The sequence below is a fragment of the Streptomyces sp. NPDC093225 genome (genome assembly GCF_044753805.1).
Classification (GTDB): Bacteria; Actinomycetota; Actinomycetes; order Streptomycetales; family Streptomycetaceae; genus Streptomyces.
On sequence record NZ_JBIVNX010000001.1, the window covers coordinates 142649 to 163194 of the forward strand.

The window sequence follows — 20546 nt, forward strand, 5'->3', positions numbered from 1 at the left end:
AATGATGACCACCCAGAACGAAAAAGTCGTTGAAGCGCTGCGGGCCTCCCTCAAGGAAACCGAGCGGCTGCGCCGCCGGAACCAGGAGCTCACCGACGCCTCCCGCGAACCCGTCGCGATCGTCGGCATGAGCTGCCGCCTGCCCGGCGGAATCGCCTCGCCCGAGGACCTGTGGAAGCTCGTCGAGAGCGGCGGCGACGCCATCGCGGGCTTCCCCACCGACCGCGGCTGGGACGTCGAGTCGCTGTATGACCCCGACCCCGACCACCCCGGCACCACCTACGCCCGCGACGGCGGATTCCTCTACGGAGCGCCCGAGTTCGACCCGGCGTTCTTCGGGATCTCCCCGCGCGAGGCCCTCGCCATGGACCCCCAGCAGCGCCTGCTGCTGGAGACCACCTGGGAGGTCTTCGAACGGGCCGGCATCGACCCGGCGACCCTGCGCGGCAGCCGCGCCGGCGTCTTCGTCGGCGCCTCCGCCAACGCGTACGGCTCGGGCTCGGGCGACCTGCCCGACGGGGTGGAGGGCCACCTCCTCACCGGCACCGCCTCCAGCGTGGTCTCCGGCCGCCTCGCCTACGTGTTCGGCCTGGAGGGCCCCGCCGCCACGGTCGACACGGCCTGCTCGTCCTCCTCGGTCGCCCTGCACATGGCCGTCCAGGCCCTGCGGCAGGGCGAGTGCTCCCTGGCCGTCGCGGCCGGCGTGACCGTCCTCGCCGGCCCCGACGTCTTCGTCGAGTTCAGCCGCCAGCGCGGACTGTCGCCCGACGGCCGCTGCAGGTCCTTCGCCGAGGCGGCCGACGGCACCGGCTGGTCGGAGGGCGTCGGCGTCCTCCTCGTCGAGCGCCTCTCCGACGCCCGCCGCAACGGCCACCGCGTCCTGGCGCTGGTCCGCGGCTCGGCCGTCAACCAGGACGGCGCCAGCAACGGCCTCACCGCCCCCAACGGACCCGCCCAGCAGCGCGTCATCCGCCAGGCCCTCGAAAGCGCCCGCCTGACCCCCGCCGACATCGACGCGGTCGAGGCGCACGGCACCGGCACCACCCTCGGCGACCCCATCGAGGCGCAGGCCCTGCTCGCCACCTACGGCCGGGACCGGCCCGCGGACCGGCCGCTGTGGCTGGGCTCCCTGAAGTCCAACATCGGGCACACGCAGAACACCGCCGGCATCGCCGGCATCATCAAGATGGTCATGGCGATGCGGCACGGGGTCCTGCCCCGGACCCTGCACGTCGACGCCCCGACCCCGCACGTCGACTGGACGGCCGGCGCCGTCTCCCTGCTCACCGAGCAGCGGCCGTGGCCGGACACCGGGCGCCCGTACCGGGCCGGCGTCTCCGCGTTCGGCGTCAGCGGCACCAACGTCCACACCATCATCGAGCAGGCGCCGGAGGCCGACCGTGCCGCCGCGCAGCCGGCCGGGGACACCGCGCCGCAGGCCCCGGGGGTCGTGCCGTGGCTGCTGTCCGCCAAGGGCCGGGACGCCCTGCGCGAGCAGGCCGCACGGCTCCTCGCGTACGCCCGCGAGCACGACGGCACCGCCCCGCTCGACGTCGCGTGGTCGCTGGCCGCGGGGCGGGCCCGGTTCGAGGACCGGGCGGCGGTCGTCGCCGCCGACCGCGAGGGCCTGCTGGCCGGCCTCGCCGCGCTGGCCGAGGGCGGCTCCGCGGCCGGCGTGGTGCACGGCTCGCCCGCCGGCGGGAAGGCCGCCTTCCTGTTCACCGGGCAGGGCAGCCAGCGACCCGGCATGGGCCGCGAGCTGTACGCGACCCGGCCGGTGTTCGCCGCCGCGCTCGACGCGGTGTGCGAGCGGCTGGAACTCCCCCTGAAGGACGTCCTGTTCGGCACGGACGCGGGGCTCCTGGAGCGGACCGAGTACACCCAGCCGGCCCTGTTCGCCCTCGAGGTGGCCCTGTTCCGGCTGCTGGAGGGCTGGGGCCTGCGGCCGGACTTCGTGGCCGGCCACTCGATCGGCGAGATCGCGGCCGCGCACGTGGCGGGCGTGCTGTCGCTGGACGACGCGTGCGCACTGGTCGCCGCCCGCGGTCGTCTCATGCAGGCGCTGCCGACCGGCGGCGCCATGGTCGCGGTGCAGGCCTCGCAGGACGAGGTCCGGCCGCTCCTGGCCGGGGCCGAGGGCGTGGACATCGCCGCGGTCAACGGCCCGCGGTCGGTGGTGCTCGCGGGCGACGAGGACGCGACCGAGGCCCTCGCGGCCGGTTTCGCGGCGCGGGGCCGCAAGACCAGGCGGCTCACCGTCAGTCACGCGTTCCATTCGCCGCACATGGACGGCATGCTGGACGACTTCCGCCGGGTGGTGGAGGGGTTGTCCTTCGAGGCCCCGCGGATCCCGGTCGTGTCCTGCCTGACCGGCGCCCCCGTCACCGACGAGATGGGCACGGCCGACTACTGGGTGCGGCACGTCCGCGGGACCGTCCGCTTCCTCGACGCCGTCCGCGCCCTGGAAGCCGCCGGTGTGACCTCGTACGTCGAACTCGGCCCGGACGGCGTGCTGTCCGCCCTCGCCCAGGAGTGCGTCACCGGGGACGCGGTCTTCGTGCCCGCCCTGCGCAAGGGCCGCGACGAGGACGAGGCCCTCGTGACCGCCCTCGCCCGGGCCCACGCCCACGGCCTGCGCGTCGACTGGGGCGCCTTCTTCGCCGGCACCGGCGCCCGCCGCGTCGACGACCTGCCCACCTACGCCTTCCAGCGCCAGCGCTACTGGATCGAGCCCGGCAGCCGGATCGGCGACCTCACCGCGGCCGGCCTGCACGCGGCGGCCCACCCGCTGCTCGGCGCCATGGTCGCCCTCGCCGACTCCGACGGCTTCGCCTTCACCAGCCTGCTGTCCGCGGCCACCCACCCCTGGCTGGCCGACCACCGGGTGATCGGCAGCGTGCTGCTCCCGGGCACCGCGTTCGTCGAGCTGGCGGTCTGGGCCGGCGACCAGGTCGGCTGCGGCACCCTCGAGGAACTGACCCTCGAAGCCCCGTTCGTGCTGCCCGAACGCGGCGGCGTACAGCTCCAGATCAACGTGGGCGCACCCGACGCCGACGGCTCCGGCCGGCGCTCCGTCCGGCTCTCCTCCCGCCCCGCGGACAGCACCGCCGACGAGCCGTGGACCCGGCACGCCGACGGCGTCCTGGCCCGCGCCGCCGGCCCGGCCCGGTCGGTGTTCGCGGCCGGCCAGTGGCCCCCGGCCGGCGCCGAGCCCCTCCCGACGGACGACCTCTACGCCGAGCTGGCCGCCGTCGGCATGGGTTACGGCCCCGCCTTCCGGGGCCTCACCGCCGCCTGGAGGCACGGCGACGGCGTGTGCGCCGAGGTCGCCCTCCCCGGCGGATCGGCGGCCGCTGCACGGGACTTCGGCCTGCACCCGGCCCTGCTCGACGCGGCCCTGCACACCCTCGGCCTCGGCGTCCTGGGCGGCACCGAGGGCGAGGGCCGGCTCCCGTTCGCCTGGACCGGCGTGACCCTCCACGCGAGCGGTGCCGACGCACTGCGCGTCCACCTCGCGCCCACCGGCACCGGCGACGCCGTCCGCCTGGAGATCGCGGACGTGACGGGCGCACCGGTCGCGACCGTCGACTCCCTCGTCCTGCGGCCCGTGTCGGCCGAACAGGTCCACGCGGCCCGCACCGCCCACCACGAGTCGGTCTTCCGCACCGAATGGCGGGCCCTGCCGGCCGCCACGACCGCCGCCGAAGCCGCGCCCTCCGACGACGACGGCGGCGACGGCGCCACGGCGGTGGCGACGGACACGGAGCCGCGCGGCCGCTGGGCGGTCCTGGGAACGGCCGCCCCCGCCCTGCTCCCCGGCCCGCACGCCGGCCACACCGACGGCGACCTCGCCGTGTACGCGACCCCGGCCGACCTGGCCGCCGCGGTCGACGCCGGAGCCCCCGCCCCGGACACCGTGTTCGCCGCCTTCGCACCGGCCGGCCCCACCCCGCCGGAGCCGACCGCCGACGCCGTGCACCGGGCCACCCACCAGGCCCTCGCCCTCGCCCGGACCTGGCTGGGGGAGGAGCCCTTCACCGGCGACGCGTTCGCCGACACCCGCCTGGTCGTCCTCACCACGGGCGCGGTCGCGGCCGGCGACGCCACCCCCGGTACGACTTCCACCCCCGGTACGACCGCCGGCACCGGCACGACGGCCACCCCCGGCCCGACCGCCGGTACCGTCACCGACCCCGTGCACGCGGCCGTCCGCGGCCTGCTCCGCTCCGCACAGGCCGAACACCCCGGCCGGCTGCTGCTCCTCGACACCGACGGCACCGAGGAATCCCTCCGCGCCCTGCCCGCCGCCCTCGCGGCCGCCCGTGCCGCCGGCGAGCCGGACCTCGCCCTGAGGGCCGGCGCCGCCCTCGTCCCGCGCCTCGCACGCGTGCCCCGGCAGCCCGGAGGCGAAGCGCAGCCGACCCCCGAGCGCGCCGCGTACGCCCCCGACGCGACCGTGCTGATCACCGGTGCCGGCGGTCTCCTCGGCGGACTCGTCGCCCACCGCCTCGTCGCCGAACACGGCGTACGGCACCTGCTGCTCGTCGGCCGCCGCGGCGGCTCCACCCCCGGGGCCGGCCGCCTCACCGACGAACTCACCGCCGCCGGCGCCTCGGTGACCTGGGCCGCCTGCGACGTCGCCGACCGCGCCGCACTGGCCGCCGTGCTGGAGGCCGTCCCCGCCGAGCACCCGCTCGGCGCGGTCGTCCACACCGCCGGCGTACTGGACGACGGCGTGGTCACCTCCCTGACTCCCGAACGCCTGTCGGCCGTCCTGCGCCCCAAGGCCGACGCCGCCCTGCACCTGCACGAACTGACCCGCGACCTCGACCTCTCCGCCTTCGTGCTCTTCTCCTCCATCGGAGGCACCTTCGGAGGCGCCGGCCAGGGCAACTACGCCGCGGCCAACGTCTTCCTCGACGCCCTCGCCCACCACCGCCGGTCCCTCGGCCTCCCCGCCACCTCGCTCGCCTGGGCCCTGTGGGCCGACGGCACCGGCATGGCCGGGAGCCTCACCGACGCCGACATCAGCCGCATGACCCGGGGCGGGCTGCCCCCGCTGACCTCGGCCGAGGGCCTCGACCTGTTCGACCTCGCACACCGCCTCGACGAGCCCGCGCCCGTCCTGATGCGCGTCGACCCCGCCGGGCTCCGACCCCAGGCCCAGGCCGGCACGCTCTCCCCGCTGCTGCGCGAGCTCGTACGCGTCCCCGCCCGCCGGTCCGCGGCCGCGGCGGGCGGCGGCGCCCCGGGGCTGCGCCGGCGCCTGGCCGGCCTCCCGGCCGCCGAGCAGGAGCGCGCCCTCCTCGACCTCGTCCGCAAGCAGGTCGCCGCCGCCCTCGGCCACCCGAACGCCGCCGCCGTCGAACCGGGCCGCTCGTTCAAGGAACTGGGCTTCGACTCGCTCACCGCCGTCGAGCTCCGCAACCTGCTGGGCGAGGCCACCGGCCGGCGCCTGCCCGCCACCCTCGTCTTCGACTACCCGACGGCCACCGCGCTCGCCCAGTACCTGCGCGAGGAGCTGCTCGGCGGCCCCGCCGACGGCGCCGGCACCGACCGGCTCCCGGCGCGCCGACGCGCGGCGTCCGCGGCCCGCCCCACCGTCGCCGGGACCGGCGCCGAGGACGACCCGATCGCCGTCGTCGCCATGAACTGCCGCTTCCCCGGCGGCATCACCTCACCCGAGGACCTGTGGCGGATGCTCGCCGAGGGCCGCGACGGCATCACCGCCTTCCCCGCCGACCGCGGCTGGGACCTCGACACCCTCTACAGCGACGACCCCGACCGCGAAGGCACCAGCTACGTCCGCGAGGGCGGCTTCCTCCACGGGGCCGCCGAGTTCGACGCCGCCTTCTTCGGCGTCTCCCCGCGCGAGGCCCTGGCCATGGACCCGCAGCAGCGCCTGCTGCTCGAGACCACCTGGGAGACCTTCGAGCGCGCCGGCATCGACCCCACCACCCTGCGCGGCAGCCGCACCGGCGTGTTCGTCGGCTCCAACGCCCAGGACTACCTCCAGCTGTGGCTCGACGACGGCGACGGCCTCGAAGGCCACCTCGGCACCGGCAACGCCGCCAGCGTCGTCTCCGGCCGCATCTCCTACACCTTCGGCCTCGAAGGCCCGGCCGTCACCATCGACACGGCCTGCTCCTCCTCGCTCGTCACCCTGCACCTTGCCGCCCAGGCCCTGCGCCGCGGCGAGTGCACGATGGCCCTCGCGGGTGCGGTCACGATCATGTCCACGCCCGGCGCGTTCACCGAGTTCAGCCGCCAGCGCGGGCTGGCCGCCGACGGCCGCATCAAGGCGTTCGCCGCGGCGGCCGACGGCACGATCTGGTCCGAGGGCGTCGGCCTGCTCCTGCTGGAGCGGCTCTCCGACGCCCGCCGCAACGGCCACCCCGTCCTCGCCGTGGTCCGCGGTACGGCCGTCAACCAGGACGGCGCCTCCAACGGCCTCACCGCCCCCAACGGCCCGTCCCAGCAGCGCGTCATCCGCGAGGCCCTCGCCGACGCCGGACTGACCACGGTCGAGGTCGACGCGGTCGAGGCGCACGGCACGGGCACGCGGCTGGGCGACCCCATCGAGGCGCAGGCCCTCCTGGCCACGTACGGCCGGGACCGGCCGGAGGGCCGGCCGCTGTTCCTGGGCTCGGTGAAGTCGAACATCGGGCACACCCAGGCCGTCGCCGGTGCCGCCGGCGTCATCAAGATGGTCCTGGCCATGGAACACGGGGTGCTCCCGCAGACCCTGCACGTCGACGAACCGACGCCCTACGTCGACTGGTCCGTCGGCGACATCGAGCTGCTGACCGAGCAGCGGGCCTGGCCGGAGACCGGCCGCCCGCGGCGCGCCGGCATCTCCTCCTTCGGCTACAGCGGCACCAACGCCCACGCCGTCATCGAACAGGCCCCGGAGCACGCCGCCGCCCCGGTCGCCCCTGCGGTGCCGGGCGCGCCGGCCGTGCCGCTCGTCCCGCTCGTCCCGTGGACCGTCTCCGGCCGCACGGCGTCCGCCCTGCGCGCCCAGGCGGCCCGCCTGAGCCCCCTCGCGGCCGACGTCCTGGCGGCCTCCGGGACCCGGGGCGCCCTCGACCTCGGCCACACCCTGGCCGTGCACCGGGCCGCCCTGGAGCACCGCGCGGTGGTCCTCGGCGACCCCACGGACGGCGGGACGTTCCTCGCCCGCCTCGACGCCCTCGCCGCCGGCGAGCAGGTTGCGGGCCTGGTCCAGGGCGCGGTGTCGACCGGCACGCCGGCCTTCCTCTTCACGGGGCAGGGCAGCCAGCGCCTCGGCATGGGCCGCGAGCTGTACGACGCCTTCCCCGTGTTCGCCGGGGCCCTCGACGCCGTCTGCGAGAAGCTCGAACTGCCGCTGCAGGACGTGCTGTTCGGCTCGGACACCGGTGCGCTGGACCGGACGGAGTGGGCGCAGCCGGCGTTGTTCGCCGTCGAGGTGGCCCTGTTCCGGCTGGTGGAGTCGTGGGGTGTGCGGCCGGAGTTCGTGTCCGGTCACTCGGTGGGTGAGATCGCCGCCGCGCACGTGGCCGGGGTGCTGTCGCTGGACGACGCGTGCGTGCTGGTGGCTGCGCGCGGTCGGTTGATGCAGGCGCTCCCGGCGGGTGGGGCGATGGTCGCGGTGGAGGCGTCGGAGGACGAGGTCCTGCCCCTGCTGACCGAGGCCGACCGGGTGAGCCTCGCGGCGGTCAACGGCCCGCGGTCTGTCGTGGTCGCCGGTGAGGAGGCGGCGGCGGTCGCCGTCGCCGAGGCCTTCGCGGCCCAGGGTCGCAAGACGAAGCGGCTCACGGTCAGCCACGCCTTCCATTCGCCGCTCATGGACGGGATGCTGGACGACTTCCGTCAGGTGGTGGAGGGGCTGTCGTTCGACGCGCCCCGTATCACGGTCGTGTCCTGCCTGACGGGGGACGTCGTCACCGACGAGATGGGCTCGGCGGACTTCTGGGTGCGGCACGTGCGCGAGGCCGTGCGCTTCCTGGACGGCATGCGGACCCTCGAGGCCGCGGGTGCGACCACGTACGTCGAGATCGGGCCGGACGGCGTGCTGTCGGCGCTGGCCCAGGAGTGCCTGTCGGACGGCCGGGCCGACGTCGCCTTCGTGCCGGTCCTGCGCGCGGGCCGTCCGGAGGGGGAGACCCTCGTCGCCGCCATCGCCCGGGCGTACGTCCGCGGCGCCGACGTCGACTGGTCCGCGTTCTTCGCCGGTACGGGCGCGCAGCGCGTCGAGCTGCCGACGTACGCCTTCCAGCGGCAGCGGTACTGGCCCGAGAAGTCCCCGTCCAGCGGCGGAGCGGCTCCGGCCGCGGCCCCGGACGCGGTGGACGCCCGCTTCTGGGCGGCGGTGGAGGACGGGGACCTGGTCTCCCTCGCCGCCGAACTGGAGGTGGCCGCCGACGCTCCGTTCAGCGAACTCGTCCCCGCCCTGTCCGCCTGGCGGCGCCAGGGCCAGGAGCAGTCCGAGGTGGACCGCTGGCGGTACCGGGTGTCGTGGCGGCCGCTGGCGGACCTCGGCTCCGGGGTTCGGCTGTCCGGCTCGTGGCTGGTGGTGGTTCCGGCCGGCGGTGTCGACGAGACCGCCGTGGCCGACCTCCTGGCCGGGCACGGCGCCGAGGTGCGCAGGGTGGTCGTCGAGTCCGGTGCCGACCGTGGTGCCGTGGCCGGGCTGCTGGCCGATGTGGCGGGTCCGGTGGCGGGTGTGGTGTCGCTTCTGGCCCTGGACGGGTCTGCGGGTGTGGTGGCTACGGCGGGCCTGGTGCAGGCGTTGGGTGATGCCGGGGTGGGGGCGCCGTTGTGGTGTGTGACCCGGGGTGCGGTGTCGGTGGGTCGTTCGGATCGGTTGGTGTCTGCGGTGCAGGCTCAGACGTGGGGTCTGGGTCGTGTGGCCGCGTTGGAGGTGCCGGAGCGGTGGGGTGGTCTGGTCGATCTTCCCGAGGTGTGGGACGAGCGGGTGGTGGGCCGGCTGGTCGGTGTGTTGGCGGGTGGTGCGCCGGGTGAGGACCAGGTCGCGGTGCGGTCGTCGGGTGTGTTCGGACGCAGGCTCGTCCGGGCTGCCCGTGCGGAGGGTTCCGCGTCGTGGGAGCCGTCGGGGACGGTTCTGGTGACCGGTGGTACGGGTGCGCTGGGTGGTCGTGTGGCGCGGTGGCTGGCGGGTGCGGGTGCCGAGCGGCTGGTGCTGACCAGCCGCCGGGGCCCGGATGCTCCGGGTGCTGCGGAGTTGGTCGCGGAGCTGTCGGAGTCGGGTGTCGAGGTGTCGGTCGTGGCGTGTGACGCCGCCGATCGGGAGGCTCTGCGCGGGCTCCTGGAGGCCGAGGCGGAGGGCCTGACGGCGGTGGTGCACACCGCCGGTGTGCTGGACGACGGCGTCCTGGATGCCCTGACGCCCGAGCGTTTCGAGAGCGTGCTGCGGGCGAAGGCCGACTCGGCGCGCAATCTGCACGAGTTGACCGTCGAGCTGGGCATCGAGTTGTCCGCGTTCGTGCTGTTCTCCTCGATGAGCGGAACCATCGGTGCGGCCGGGCAGGCCAACTACGCGGCGGCCAATGCGTACTTGGACGCGTTGGCGGAGCTGCGGCGGGCGGCCGGGCTGGCGGCGACCTCGTTTGCGTGGGGTCCGTGGGCGGAGGGCGGCATGGCCGCCGACGACGCCCTCGAAGCCCGGATGCGCAAGGGCGGCGTGCCGCCCATGAACGCCGACCTCGCCCTCGTCGCGCTCCGGCAGGCCGTCGGTTCCGACGAAGCGGCGCTGACCGTCGCGGACTTCGACTGGTCGAGGTTCGCGCCCGCCTTCACGGTCGTACGCGCCGGCCGGCTCCTCGGAGACCTGCCCGAGGCCGTGGCCGCCACCGGCGGCGCGTCGTCCGACGGCGACCGTACCGACCGCCCGGGCACCACGCTCGCCGCGCGCCTCGTCGACGTCGCCGAGGGCGAGCGCGAGACGATCCTGCTCGACCTCGTACGCGGCCTGGTCGCCGAGGTACTGGGACACTCCGGCGCTGAGGACGTCGAGTCCGCGCGGGCCTTCCGCGAGATCGGGTTCGACTCGCTCACCGCCGTCGAGCTGCGCAACCGGCTCGCCGCCGCCACCGGGCTGCGGCTGCCGGCCACGCTCGTCTACGACTACCCGACCCCGGCCGCGCTCGCCGCGTACCTCCTCGCCGGGCTCGTCGGCACCGGGGCACGGGCCACCGGCCCTGCGGCCGCGGCCGCCACCGCCCCCGCCGCCGACGACGACCCGATCGTGATCGTCGCGATGAGCTGCCGCTTCCCCGGCGGGGTACACAGCCCCGAGGACCTCTGGCGACTGCTGGCGACCGGCACCGACGCGATCTCGGACCTCCCCCTCGACCGCGGCTGGGACCTCGACGCCCTGTACGACGCCGATCCCGGCGCGCAGGGCACCTCGTACACCCGTCAGGGTGGCTTCCTCTACGACGCCGCCGACTTCGACGCGGACTTCTTCGGGATCTCGCCGCGCGAGGCCCTCGCCATGGACCCGCAGCAGCGCCTGCTGCTGGAGACCTCCTGGGAGGCGTTCGAGCGCGCCGGCATCGACCCCGAGACCCTGCGCGGCAGCCAGGCCGGCGTGTTCGTCGGCACCAACGGTCAGGACTACCTGTCGGTGCTCCTGGAGGACCCGTCCGGCCTCGAGGGCCACCTGGGCACGGGCAACGCGGCGAGCGTCGTCTCCGGCCGCCTGTCGTACGTCTTCGGCCTCGAAGGCCCGGCGGTCACCGTCGACACCGCCTGCTCCTCGTCGCTCGTCGCCCTGCACTGGGCGATCCAGGCGCTGCGCAACGGCGAGTGCGACCTCGCCCTGGCCGGCGGCGTCACCGTGATGTCGACGCCCGGTACGTTCATCGAGTTCAGCCGGCAGCGCGGACTGGCCGCCGACGGCCGGATCAAGGCCTTCGCCGCGGCCGCCGACGGCACGGGCTGGGGCGAGGGCGTCGGCATGCTCCTCGTGGAGCGGCTCTCCGACGCCCGCCGCAACGGCCACCCCGTCCTCGCCGTCGTGCGCGGCTCGGCGGTGAACCAGGACGGCGCGAGCAACGGCCTGACCGCCCCCAACGGCCCCTCCCAGCAACGCGTCATCCGCGCCGCCCTCGCGAGCGCCGGCCTGACGGCCGCCGACGTGGACGCGGTCGAGGCCCACGGCACGGGCACGACCCTGGGCGACCCGATCGAGGCGCAGGCCCTGCTGGCCACCTACGGCCAGGACCGGCCGGCCGACCGGCCGCTCTTCCTCGGCTCGGTGAAGTCGAACATCGGGCACACCCAGGCCGCGGCCGGCGTGGCCGGCGTGATGAAGATGGTGCTGGCCATGCAGCACGGAGTGCTGCCGCGGAGCCTCCACATCGACGCGCCCTCGACCCGGGTGGACTGGGAGGCGGGCGAGATCGAGCTGCTCACCGAAGGCCGCGACTGGCCCGAGACCGGCCGCCCGCGCCGGGCCGGCATCTCGTCGTTCGGCTTCAGCGGCACCAACGCCCACACCGTCATCGAGCAGGCCCCGCCGGCACAGCCGGCGTCCCCGGCGGACGAGACCCCGGCGCCCCGGCCCGAACCGGTGTCGCCACCGGTGCCGCTCCTGGTCTCGGCCAAGAGCCGGGACGCCCTCCGCGCCCAGGCCGACGGCCTGCGCGCCCGGCTGCTCGCCGACCCCGCACTCCGCCCGGCCGACGTCGCCGCCGGCCTGGCCGGCGGCCGCACGGTCTTCGACGAGCGCGCGGCCGTGGTCGCGGCCGACCGCGAGGGCGCGCTGGCGGGCCTGGCCGCGCTCGCGGCGGGCGACCCGGCGACCGGTCTGGTCACGGGCTCGCCGGTCGGCGGCAAGCTCGCCGTCCTCTTCACGGGGCAGGGCAGTCAGCGCATCGGGATGGGGCGTGAGCTGTACGACGCCTTCCCGGTGTTCGCGGACGCGCTGGACGCGGTGTGTGCGCGGTTCGACACCCACCTCGCGCTGCCCCTGAAGGACGTCCTGTTCGGTGACGACGCGGAGCTGCTCGACCGGACGGAGTGGACCCAGCCGGCGCTGTTCGCCGTCGAGGTGGCGTTGTTCCGGCTCGTGGAGAGCTGGGGTGTGCGGCCGGACTTCGTGGCCGGTCATTCGATCGGTGAGATCGCTGCTGCGCATGTGGCCGATGTGCTGTCGTTGGACGACGCGTGCGTGCTGGTGGCTGCACGTGGTCGGTTGATGCAGGCGTTGCCTCCGGGTGGCGTGATGGTCGCGGTGGAGGCGTCGCAGGACGAGGTCCTGCCGCTGCTCTCCGAGGGTGTGAGCATCGCCGCGGTGAACGGTCCGCGGTCGGTGGTGGTCGCGGGTGACGGGGACGCGGTGGTCGCCGTCGCCGAGGCCTTCGCGGCCCGGGGGCGCAAGACGAAGCGGCTGACGGTGAGTCATGCTTTCCATTCGCCGCTCATGGACGGGATGGTGGACGACTTCCGCGAGGTGGTGGCGGGTCTGTCCTTCGCCGCGCCCCGCATTCCGGTCGTGTCCTGCCTGACCGGTGCCGTGGTCTCGGACGAGATGGGTGCGCCGGAGTTCTGGGTGCGGCACGTCCGCGAGGGCGTGCGCTTCCTGGACGGCGTCCGCGCGCTGGAGGCGGCGGGCGTGACGACGTACCTGGAACTGGGGCCGGACGGCGTGCTGTCCGCCCTCGGCCAGGACTGCGTGCGGGAGACCGCGGCCGCCTTCGTGCCCGCGGTCCGCAGGGGCCGGCCGGAGGCCGAGACGGCCCTGGCCGCCCTGGCCACCGCCCACGTCCGTGGGATCCCGGTCTCCTGGCACGCCGTCCACGGCGCCGGTGGGGCGTGGGTCGACCTGCCGACGTACGCCTTCCAGCGCCGCCGGTACTGGCCCGAGCCGGTACCGGCACGGCCGTCCGCGGCCGCGACCGGCGGTTCGGAGGCGGACGGCCGGCGCTACCGGGTCGTGTGGAAGCCGCTTGCCGACGCCACGTCGGGCGTGCAGCTGCCGGGTGCGTGGGTCGTGGTGACCCCCGGGGCCGCCGGTGTGGACGACGCGCCGCTGGTCGCGGCGCTGGCCGGGCGTGGTGCGGAGGTCCGTCGGGTCGTGGTCGGGGCGGCGGGTGCCGACCGCGGCGCGCTGGCGGGGCTGCTGGGCACGGGCGAGGACGTCGCCGGTGTGGTGTCTCTCCTGGCGCTGGACGAGTCCGCGGGTGTGGTCGGCACGGCTGCTCTCGTGCAGGCGCTGGGTGATGCCGGGGTGGAGGCGCCGCTGTGGTGTCTGACCCGGGGTGCGGTGTCGGTGGGGCGCTCGGACCGGCTCGTGTCCGCGGTGCAGGCGCAGACGTGGGGGCTGGGCCGGGTCGCCGCGCTGGAGCTCCCCGGACGCTGGGGCGGTCTGGTCGACCTGCCCGAGACCTGGGACGAGCGCACCATGGCCCGCCTGGCGGGCGTACTGGCCGGCGGCACCGGCGAGGACCAGGTCGCGGTCCGGGCGTCGGGTGTCTTCGGACGCAGGCTCGTCCGGGCCGCTTCCGGAACGGACGATCGGTCGTGGGAGGCGTCCGGGACGGTTCTGGTGACCGGTGGTACGGGTGCGCTGGGTGGTCGTGTGGCGCGGTGGCTGGCGGGTGCGGGTGCCGAGCGGCTGGTGCTGGCCAGCCGCCGGGGTGCTGACGCGCCGGGTGCGGACGAACTGGCCGCGGAGCTGTCGGGGTCGGGCGTCGAGGTGTCGGTCGTGGCGTGTGACGCCGCCGACCGGGACGCCCTGCGGCAGCTGCTGACCACCGAGGCCGACACCCTCACCGCGATCGTCCACACCGCCGGTGTCCTGGACGACGGCGTCCTGGACGCCCTGACGCCCGACCGTTTCGAGGCCGTGCTGCGGGCCAAGGCCGACTCGGCCCGCAACCTGCACGAACTGACCGTGGAACTCGGCATCGACCTGTCCGCCTTCGTGCTGTTCTCGTCCGTCACCGGGACGTGGGGAACGGCCGGACAGGCCAACTACGCGGCCGCGAACGCCTACCTGGACGCGCTTGCCGAGCAGCGGAGGGACGCCGGGCTGGCCGCGACCTCGGTGGCGTGGGGTCCGTGGGCCGAGGGCGGCATGGCCGCCGACGAGGCCCTCGAAGCCCGGATGCGCAACGGTGGCGTACCGCCCATGGACGCCGCCTCGGCCGTGACCGCCCTCCAGCGTGCCCTCGACGCGGACGACACCGTCGTCGCCGTCGCGGACGTGGACTGGGAGCGGTTCGTCCCCGGCTTCACGGCGGTGCGTCCCAGCTCGCTGCTCACCGAACTCCCCGAGGTGCGGGGCACCCTCGCCACCCACGGCGGGGCCGAGGGTCCGGGGGCCACTCCGGGAGCCGGTGGCCGGGACTCCCTCACGCACCGGTTGGCGGGCCGGTCCGCCGCCGAACGGGACCGGGTGCTGCTCGACCTCGTGCGCAAGGAGGTCGCCGCGGTCCTCGGGCACACCGGTGCCGAGAGCATCGCCGCGGGACGGGCGTTCAAGGAGCTCGGCTTCGACTCGCTGACCGCCGTCGAGCTGCGCAACCGACTCGGCGCGGCCACCGGGCTGCGCCTCCCCGCCACACTGATCTACGACTACCCGACCTCCGCCGACCTGGCGGACCACCTGCGCGCCGAACTCCTCGGCACGGAGGTCGAGTCGGACGCCGCCCGCACGGCCCGCACGGCCCTCCCGGCCCTCCGGGCCGACGCCGACGACGATCCGATCGCGATCGTCGCGATGAGCTGCCGCTTCCCCGGCGGGGTCCGCACCCCCGAGGACCTGTGGGAGCTGCTGGCCGCCGGGGGTGACGCGATCGGCGCCTTCCCGGACGACCGCGGCTGGGACGCCGAGGAGCTCTTCGAGCCGCGGTCCGGGCAGGAGGCCTCGTACGCCCGCGAAGGCGGATTCCTCTACGACGTCGCGCAGTTCGACCCCGCCTTCTTCGGGATCTCGCCGCGCGAGGCGGTGGCGATGGACCCGCAGCAGCGCCTGCTGCTGGAGACCTCCTGGGAGGCGTTCGAGCGGGCCGGCATCGACCCCACGTCGATGCGGGGTACCCAGGCGGGCGTGTTCGTCGGCACCAACGGGCAGGACTACCTGTCCCTGGTGCTGAACTCCGCCGACGGCGGCGACGGCTTCATGAGCACCGGCAACTCCGCCAGTGTCGTTTCGGGTCGACTCTCGTACGTCTTCGGACTCGAGGGCCCGGCCGTCACCGTCGACACCGCCTGCTCGGCGTCCCTCGTGGCGCTGCACCTCGCGGTGCAGGCGCTCCGTAGCGGGGAGTGCTCGATCGCCCTCGCCGGCGGCGTCACCGTGATGTCGACGCCCGGCGCCTTCGTCGAGTTCAGCCGGCAGGGCGGCCTCGCCGCGGACGGTCGGATCAAGGCGTTCGCGGCGGGTGCGGACGGTACGGGTTGGGGTGAGGGCGTGGGCATGCTGCTGGTGGAGCGGCTGTCGGATGCCCGGCGCAACGGTCATCCGGTGCTGGCGGTGGTGCGTGGTTCGGCCGTCAACCAGGATGGTGCGAGCAACGGTCTGACGGCTCCGAACGGTCCGTCGCAGCAGCGGGTGATCCGGGCCGCGCTGGCGAGTGCCGGCCTGTCGGCCGCCGATGTGGATGTGGTGGAGGCGCACGGTACGGGTACGCGGTTGGGTGATCCGATCGAGGCGCAGGCGCTGCTGGCGACGTACGGGCAGGACCGGCCGGAGGGCCGTCCGCTGCTGCTGGGTTCGGTCAAGTCGAACATCGGGCACACCCAGGCCGCCGCCGGCGTCGCCGGTGTGATGAAGATGGTTCTCGCGATGGAGCACGGGGTGCTGCCGCGGACCCTGCACGTGGACGGGCCGACCCCGCACGTCGACTGGACCGCGGGAGACGTCGAGCTGCTCACCGAGGGCCGGGACTGGCCCGAGACCGGGCGCCCGCGCCGGGCCGGCGTGTCGTCGTTCGGCGTGAGCGGGACGAACGCCCACACCATCCTCGAGCAGGCCCCCGAGGTGTCGCCCGCCCCGGCCACCGAGACGGACGGGTCCGACGGCCCCGGCCCGTGGCCGTGGATCCTCTCCGGCCGGACCGAGCGGGCCCTGCGCGACCAGGCCGCCCGGCTCCTCGTGCACATCGACGGACCCGGCGGGCGGTCCGGGCACGCCGGGGCGCGGCCGGTGGACGTCGGCCACTCGCTCGCGGTCGGCCGGACGGCGTTCGACCACCGCGCCGTCGTCGTCGCGGGTTCGGAGGAGGAGTACCGCGAGGCGCTGGCCGCGCTGGCGGCGGGCGACTCCGCCGGGCGGCTCAGCCGCGGCGTCGCGCGGGCGGAACGGCAGGTGGCCTTCCTGTTCACCGGCCAGGGCAGCCAGCGCCTGGGCATGGGCCGTGAACTGTACGGTTCCCACCCGGTGTTCGCGGAGGCGCTCGACGCGGTGTGCGCCCGTATGGACGCCCACCTCGAACTCCCGCTGAGCGAGGTGCTGTTCGGGTCCGACCGGGCCCTGATCGACCGGACCGCGTTCACCCAGCCGGCGCTGTTCGCGGTGGAGGTGGCGCTGTACCGGCTCGTCGAGAGCCTCGGCCTGCGACCGGACTACCTGTCCGGGCACTCGATCGGTGAGATCGCCGCCGCGCACGTGGCGGGAGTGTTGTCGCTGGACGACGCGTGCACCCTGGTGGCCGCCCGTGGCCGGCTGATGCAGGCGCTCCCGGCCGGTGGCGCGATGATCGCGGTCCAGGCCTCGGAGGAGGAGGTCCTGCCGCTGTTGACGGAGGGCGTGGGCATCGCCGCGGTCAACGGCCCGCAGTCGGTGGTCGTCTCCGGTGACGAGGCCGCGGCGGTCGCGATCGCCGAGGCCTTCGAGGCGCGGGGCCGCAAGACGAAGCGGCTGACGGTGAGCCATGCCTTCCACTCGCCGCACATGGACGGGATGCTGGACGACTTCCGTGAGGTGGTGGCGGGTCTGTCCTTCGCCGCGCCCCGGATCCCGGTCGTGTCCTGCCTGACCGGTGCCCTCGTCACCGACGAGATGGGTTCGGCGGAGTTCTGGGTGCGGCACGTCCGTGAGGCGGTCCGCTTCCTGGACGGCGTCCGGGCGCTCGAGGCGGCGGGCGTGACGACGTACCTCGAACTCGGGCCCGACGGCGTGCTCTCCGCCCTCGCGCAGGACTTCCTGACGGGCGACGGGGCCGACGCCCCCGTCCTCGTACCCGTGCTCCGCAAGGACCGGCCCGAGGCCGAGGCGCTCGTCACCGCCCTCGCCCGGGCCCACGTCCACGGCGTGACCGTGGACTGGTCGGCGTACTTCGGCGGCACCAGCACCAGCACCAGCACCGGCGCCGGCGCCCGCCGGGTGGACCTGCCCACCTACGCGTTCCAGCGGGAGCGGTACTGGGTCGACGCCTTCGCCGCGCCCGAGGACGCCGCATCCCTCGGCCTCGACACGGCCGGGCACCCGCTGCTCGGCGCCGCGGTCGAACTGCCCGGCACCGGCGGGTTCCTGTTCACCGGCCGGCTCTCCCGCCGGACGCACCCCTGGCTGGCCGACCACGTCGTGGCCGACTCCGCGGTCGTGCCCGGAGCGGCCCTCGTCGAGCTCGCACTGCGGGCCGGGGACGCGACCGGCTGCGGGCACCTGGAGGAGCTGACCGCTGGCGAGCCGATCGTCCTTCCGGAGACGGGGGCCGTACAGCTGCGGGTCACCCTGGGAGGGGTCGACGGCACCGGCCGCCGCGCGGTGGACGTCCACAGCCGTACGGAGACGGGCGACGGCGACGGGCTGTGCGCCGGGGCCTGGACCCGGCACGCCACCGGGTTCCTCACCGAAGCCGCGGATACGGACTCCGTTGCGGAGTCGGCCGCGGACACGGACGGGACCGGCCGCACCGGCCGCACCGGTGACGCCGCGTCCTGGCCGCCCGCCGGAGCCGACGAGGTCGCCGTGGAGGCGGTCCGCGACCGGCTCGCAGCCTCGGGGCTCTGCCACGGGCCCGCCCTGCGGACCCTGACCCGGGTCTGGACCCGGGGCGAGGAGGTGTTCGCGGAGGCCCGGCTGTCCGATGGACTGAGGCCCTCCGCCGACGGGTTCGCCGTGCACCCGGCCCTGCTGGACACCGCCGTGCAGGCGCTCGCCGCGACCACGGCCGACGGGGCCACCGCCGCCCGCGAAGCCGCAGGCTGGGGCGGGATGGCGGTGTACGCGGTCGGCGCCGACGCCCTGCGCCTGCGGATCTCCGCTCCCGATGGCACCGGGGCGGTGTCCGTCGACCTGGCCGACGAGCAGGGCGCGCCCGTCGCGTCCGTCCGGGCGCTCGCGACCCGGGAGCTCGACGCCCAGCGGTTCGCCACGACCCCGGACCCCGTCTCACGGGACGGGCTGTTCCGCCTCGACTGGGTGCGCACGACGGCGCCGGCCCGCCCGGCCGCCGGGACCCTCGTGGTGGTCGGCGACGCCTCGGACACGACGGCGCACTCGCACCTGGCCGAAGCCCTGGGCCGCGCCGGGGCCGCCGTCACCGCGTACGACGATCTCGGCACGCTGGACGCGGCCCTCGCGGCCGGCCGGCAGCCGATGCCCGACACGGTGGTGGTGCCGTTCATGGCGGAGCCCCCCGCCGCCGCGTCCGCGGCCGCTGCCGCCGTCGGTACGGGCACCGGTTCCGCGGCCCCGGACGCCGACCGCCTTGCGAGGGACGCCCGGGAGGCCACGTACCGCGTGCTCGAGACCGTGCAGGCATGGCTGGACAACGGCCGCTTCGCCGGCGCCCGCCTGGCCGTCGTCACCCGCGGCGCGGTGGCCGCGCACCGGGACACCGAGGCGGGCGACCTCGCCCGCACCCCGGTGTGGGGCCTGCTGCGGGCCGCCCGGACGGAGCACCCGGACCGGTTCGTGCTCGTCGACTTCGACGGCATGCACGCCTCCGGCCGGGCCCTGCCCGGTGCGCTCGCGTCCGCCGAGCCGGAACTGGCCGTACGCGGCGGTGTCCTGTACGCACCGCGCCTGGCCCGGGTGGAATCCCCGGCCCCGGCGACGGCGACGGCGCCCCACACCCCGGCCGGCCGCATCGCCGCGGACGGCACGGTCCTCGTCACCGGCGCCGGCGGCGGACTCGCCGGCCTCCTCGCCCGCCACCTGGTCACCGAGCACGGCGCACGCCACCTGCTGCTCACCGGCCGCCGGGGCGCCGACACCGAAACGGCACCCGAACTCACCGCCGAGCTGACGGCGTTGGGCGCGGAGGTCACCTGGGCGGCCTGCGACGTGGCCGACCGGGACGCGCTGGCCGCGCTCCTGCGGTCCGTACCGGCCGAGCACCCGCTGACGGCGGTCGTGCACACCGCGGCCGTGCTCGACGACGGCGTCGTCGACCTGCTCACCCCCGAGCGCGTCGACCGGGTCATGCGGCCCAAGGTGGACGGGGCGCTGCACCTGCACGAGCTCACCCGGCACCTCGACCTCTCGGCGTTCGTCCTGTTCTCGGCCGCCGCCGGCACCCTGGGCTCCGCCGGCCAGGCCAACTACGCCGCGGCGAACGCGTTCCTCGACGGTCTCGCCCGGCACCGGCGGGCCCACGGCCTGCCCGCGCTGTCCCTGGTGTGGGGGATGTGGGCCGAGGAGCGCGGCATGGCGGGCCGGCTCACCGGTCCGGAGCGGGAGCGTGCCGCGCGAGGCGGGGTCGCCCCGCTGTCCGCCGCGGAGGGCCTGGCCCTCTTCGACGCCGCCCTGGCAGCGGACGGCGAGCCGGTCCTGCTGCCCATCGGCCTCGACCTGCCCACCCTGCGGGCCCGGGCCGCGGACGGCGGACTCCTGCCGGTCTTCCGTGGACTGGTGCGGACTCCCGTCCGGCACGCGCGGGCCGCGGCCGCGGCCCCGACCCCGCCCGGCGCGGACCGGGCGGACGGGACGGCCGGGGCGGACGCCTCCGGGACCGCCGGCCGGACGCTCACCGAGCGGCTCGCCGCCCTCCCGGCGGCCGAACGGGAGCGGACCGTGGTGGACCTGGTACGCGGTCAGGTGGCCGCCGTCCTCGGCTACCGGTCCGCCGAGGTCATCGGCGAGGAGCAGGCGTTCAAGGAGCTCGGCTTCGACTCGCTGACCGCCGTCGAGCTGCGCAACCGGCTCGGGGCGGCCGCCGGCCTCCGACTGCCCGCCACCCTCATCTACGACTACCCGACCCCGGCCGACCTCGCCCGGTACCTGCTGGACGAGGTCGCCCCGGACGGGACGGCGGAGCGCAGGCCCTCCGTACTCGAGGAACTCGACCGGCTGGAGAGCACCTTCGCCGCGCTGGACCCGGCGGACCCGGCAGGGACGGCCGGGGACGACGCCGCGCACGCGCGCGTCGCCGTACGCCTGCAGGCGCTGCTCGCCCGGTGGAACGACGTCCGCCGGACGGACGGGGCGGCGACCGCCGCGGACGAGATCGAGGACGCGAGCGACGACGAGCTGTTCGCGCTCATCGACAAGAAGTTCGGCCAGGGCTGAACCCCACCCGCCCCCAGGCCGTACCGCCGGAACCCCTGTTCCGGCGGTACGGCCCCGTCCCGCCGAATTCCCTCAC

The 20546-nt window shown here is 75.8% G+C and carries 1 protein-coding gene; it reads left to right on the top strand.

Features of this window, described 5'->3' with window-relative positions:
* Position 1 precedes the first annotated feature (1 nt).
* Entirely contained in the window at positions 2-20470 is a 20469-nt protein-coding gene (locus tag ACIQCH_RS00510; protein ID WP_402576363.1) for a type I polyketide synthase, read from the top strand.
* Positions 20471-20546 lie beyond the last annotated feature (76 nt).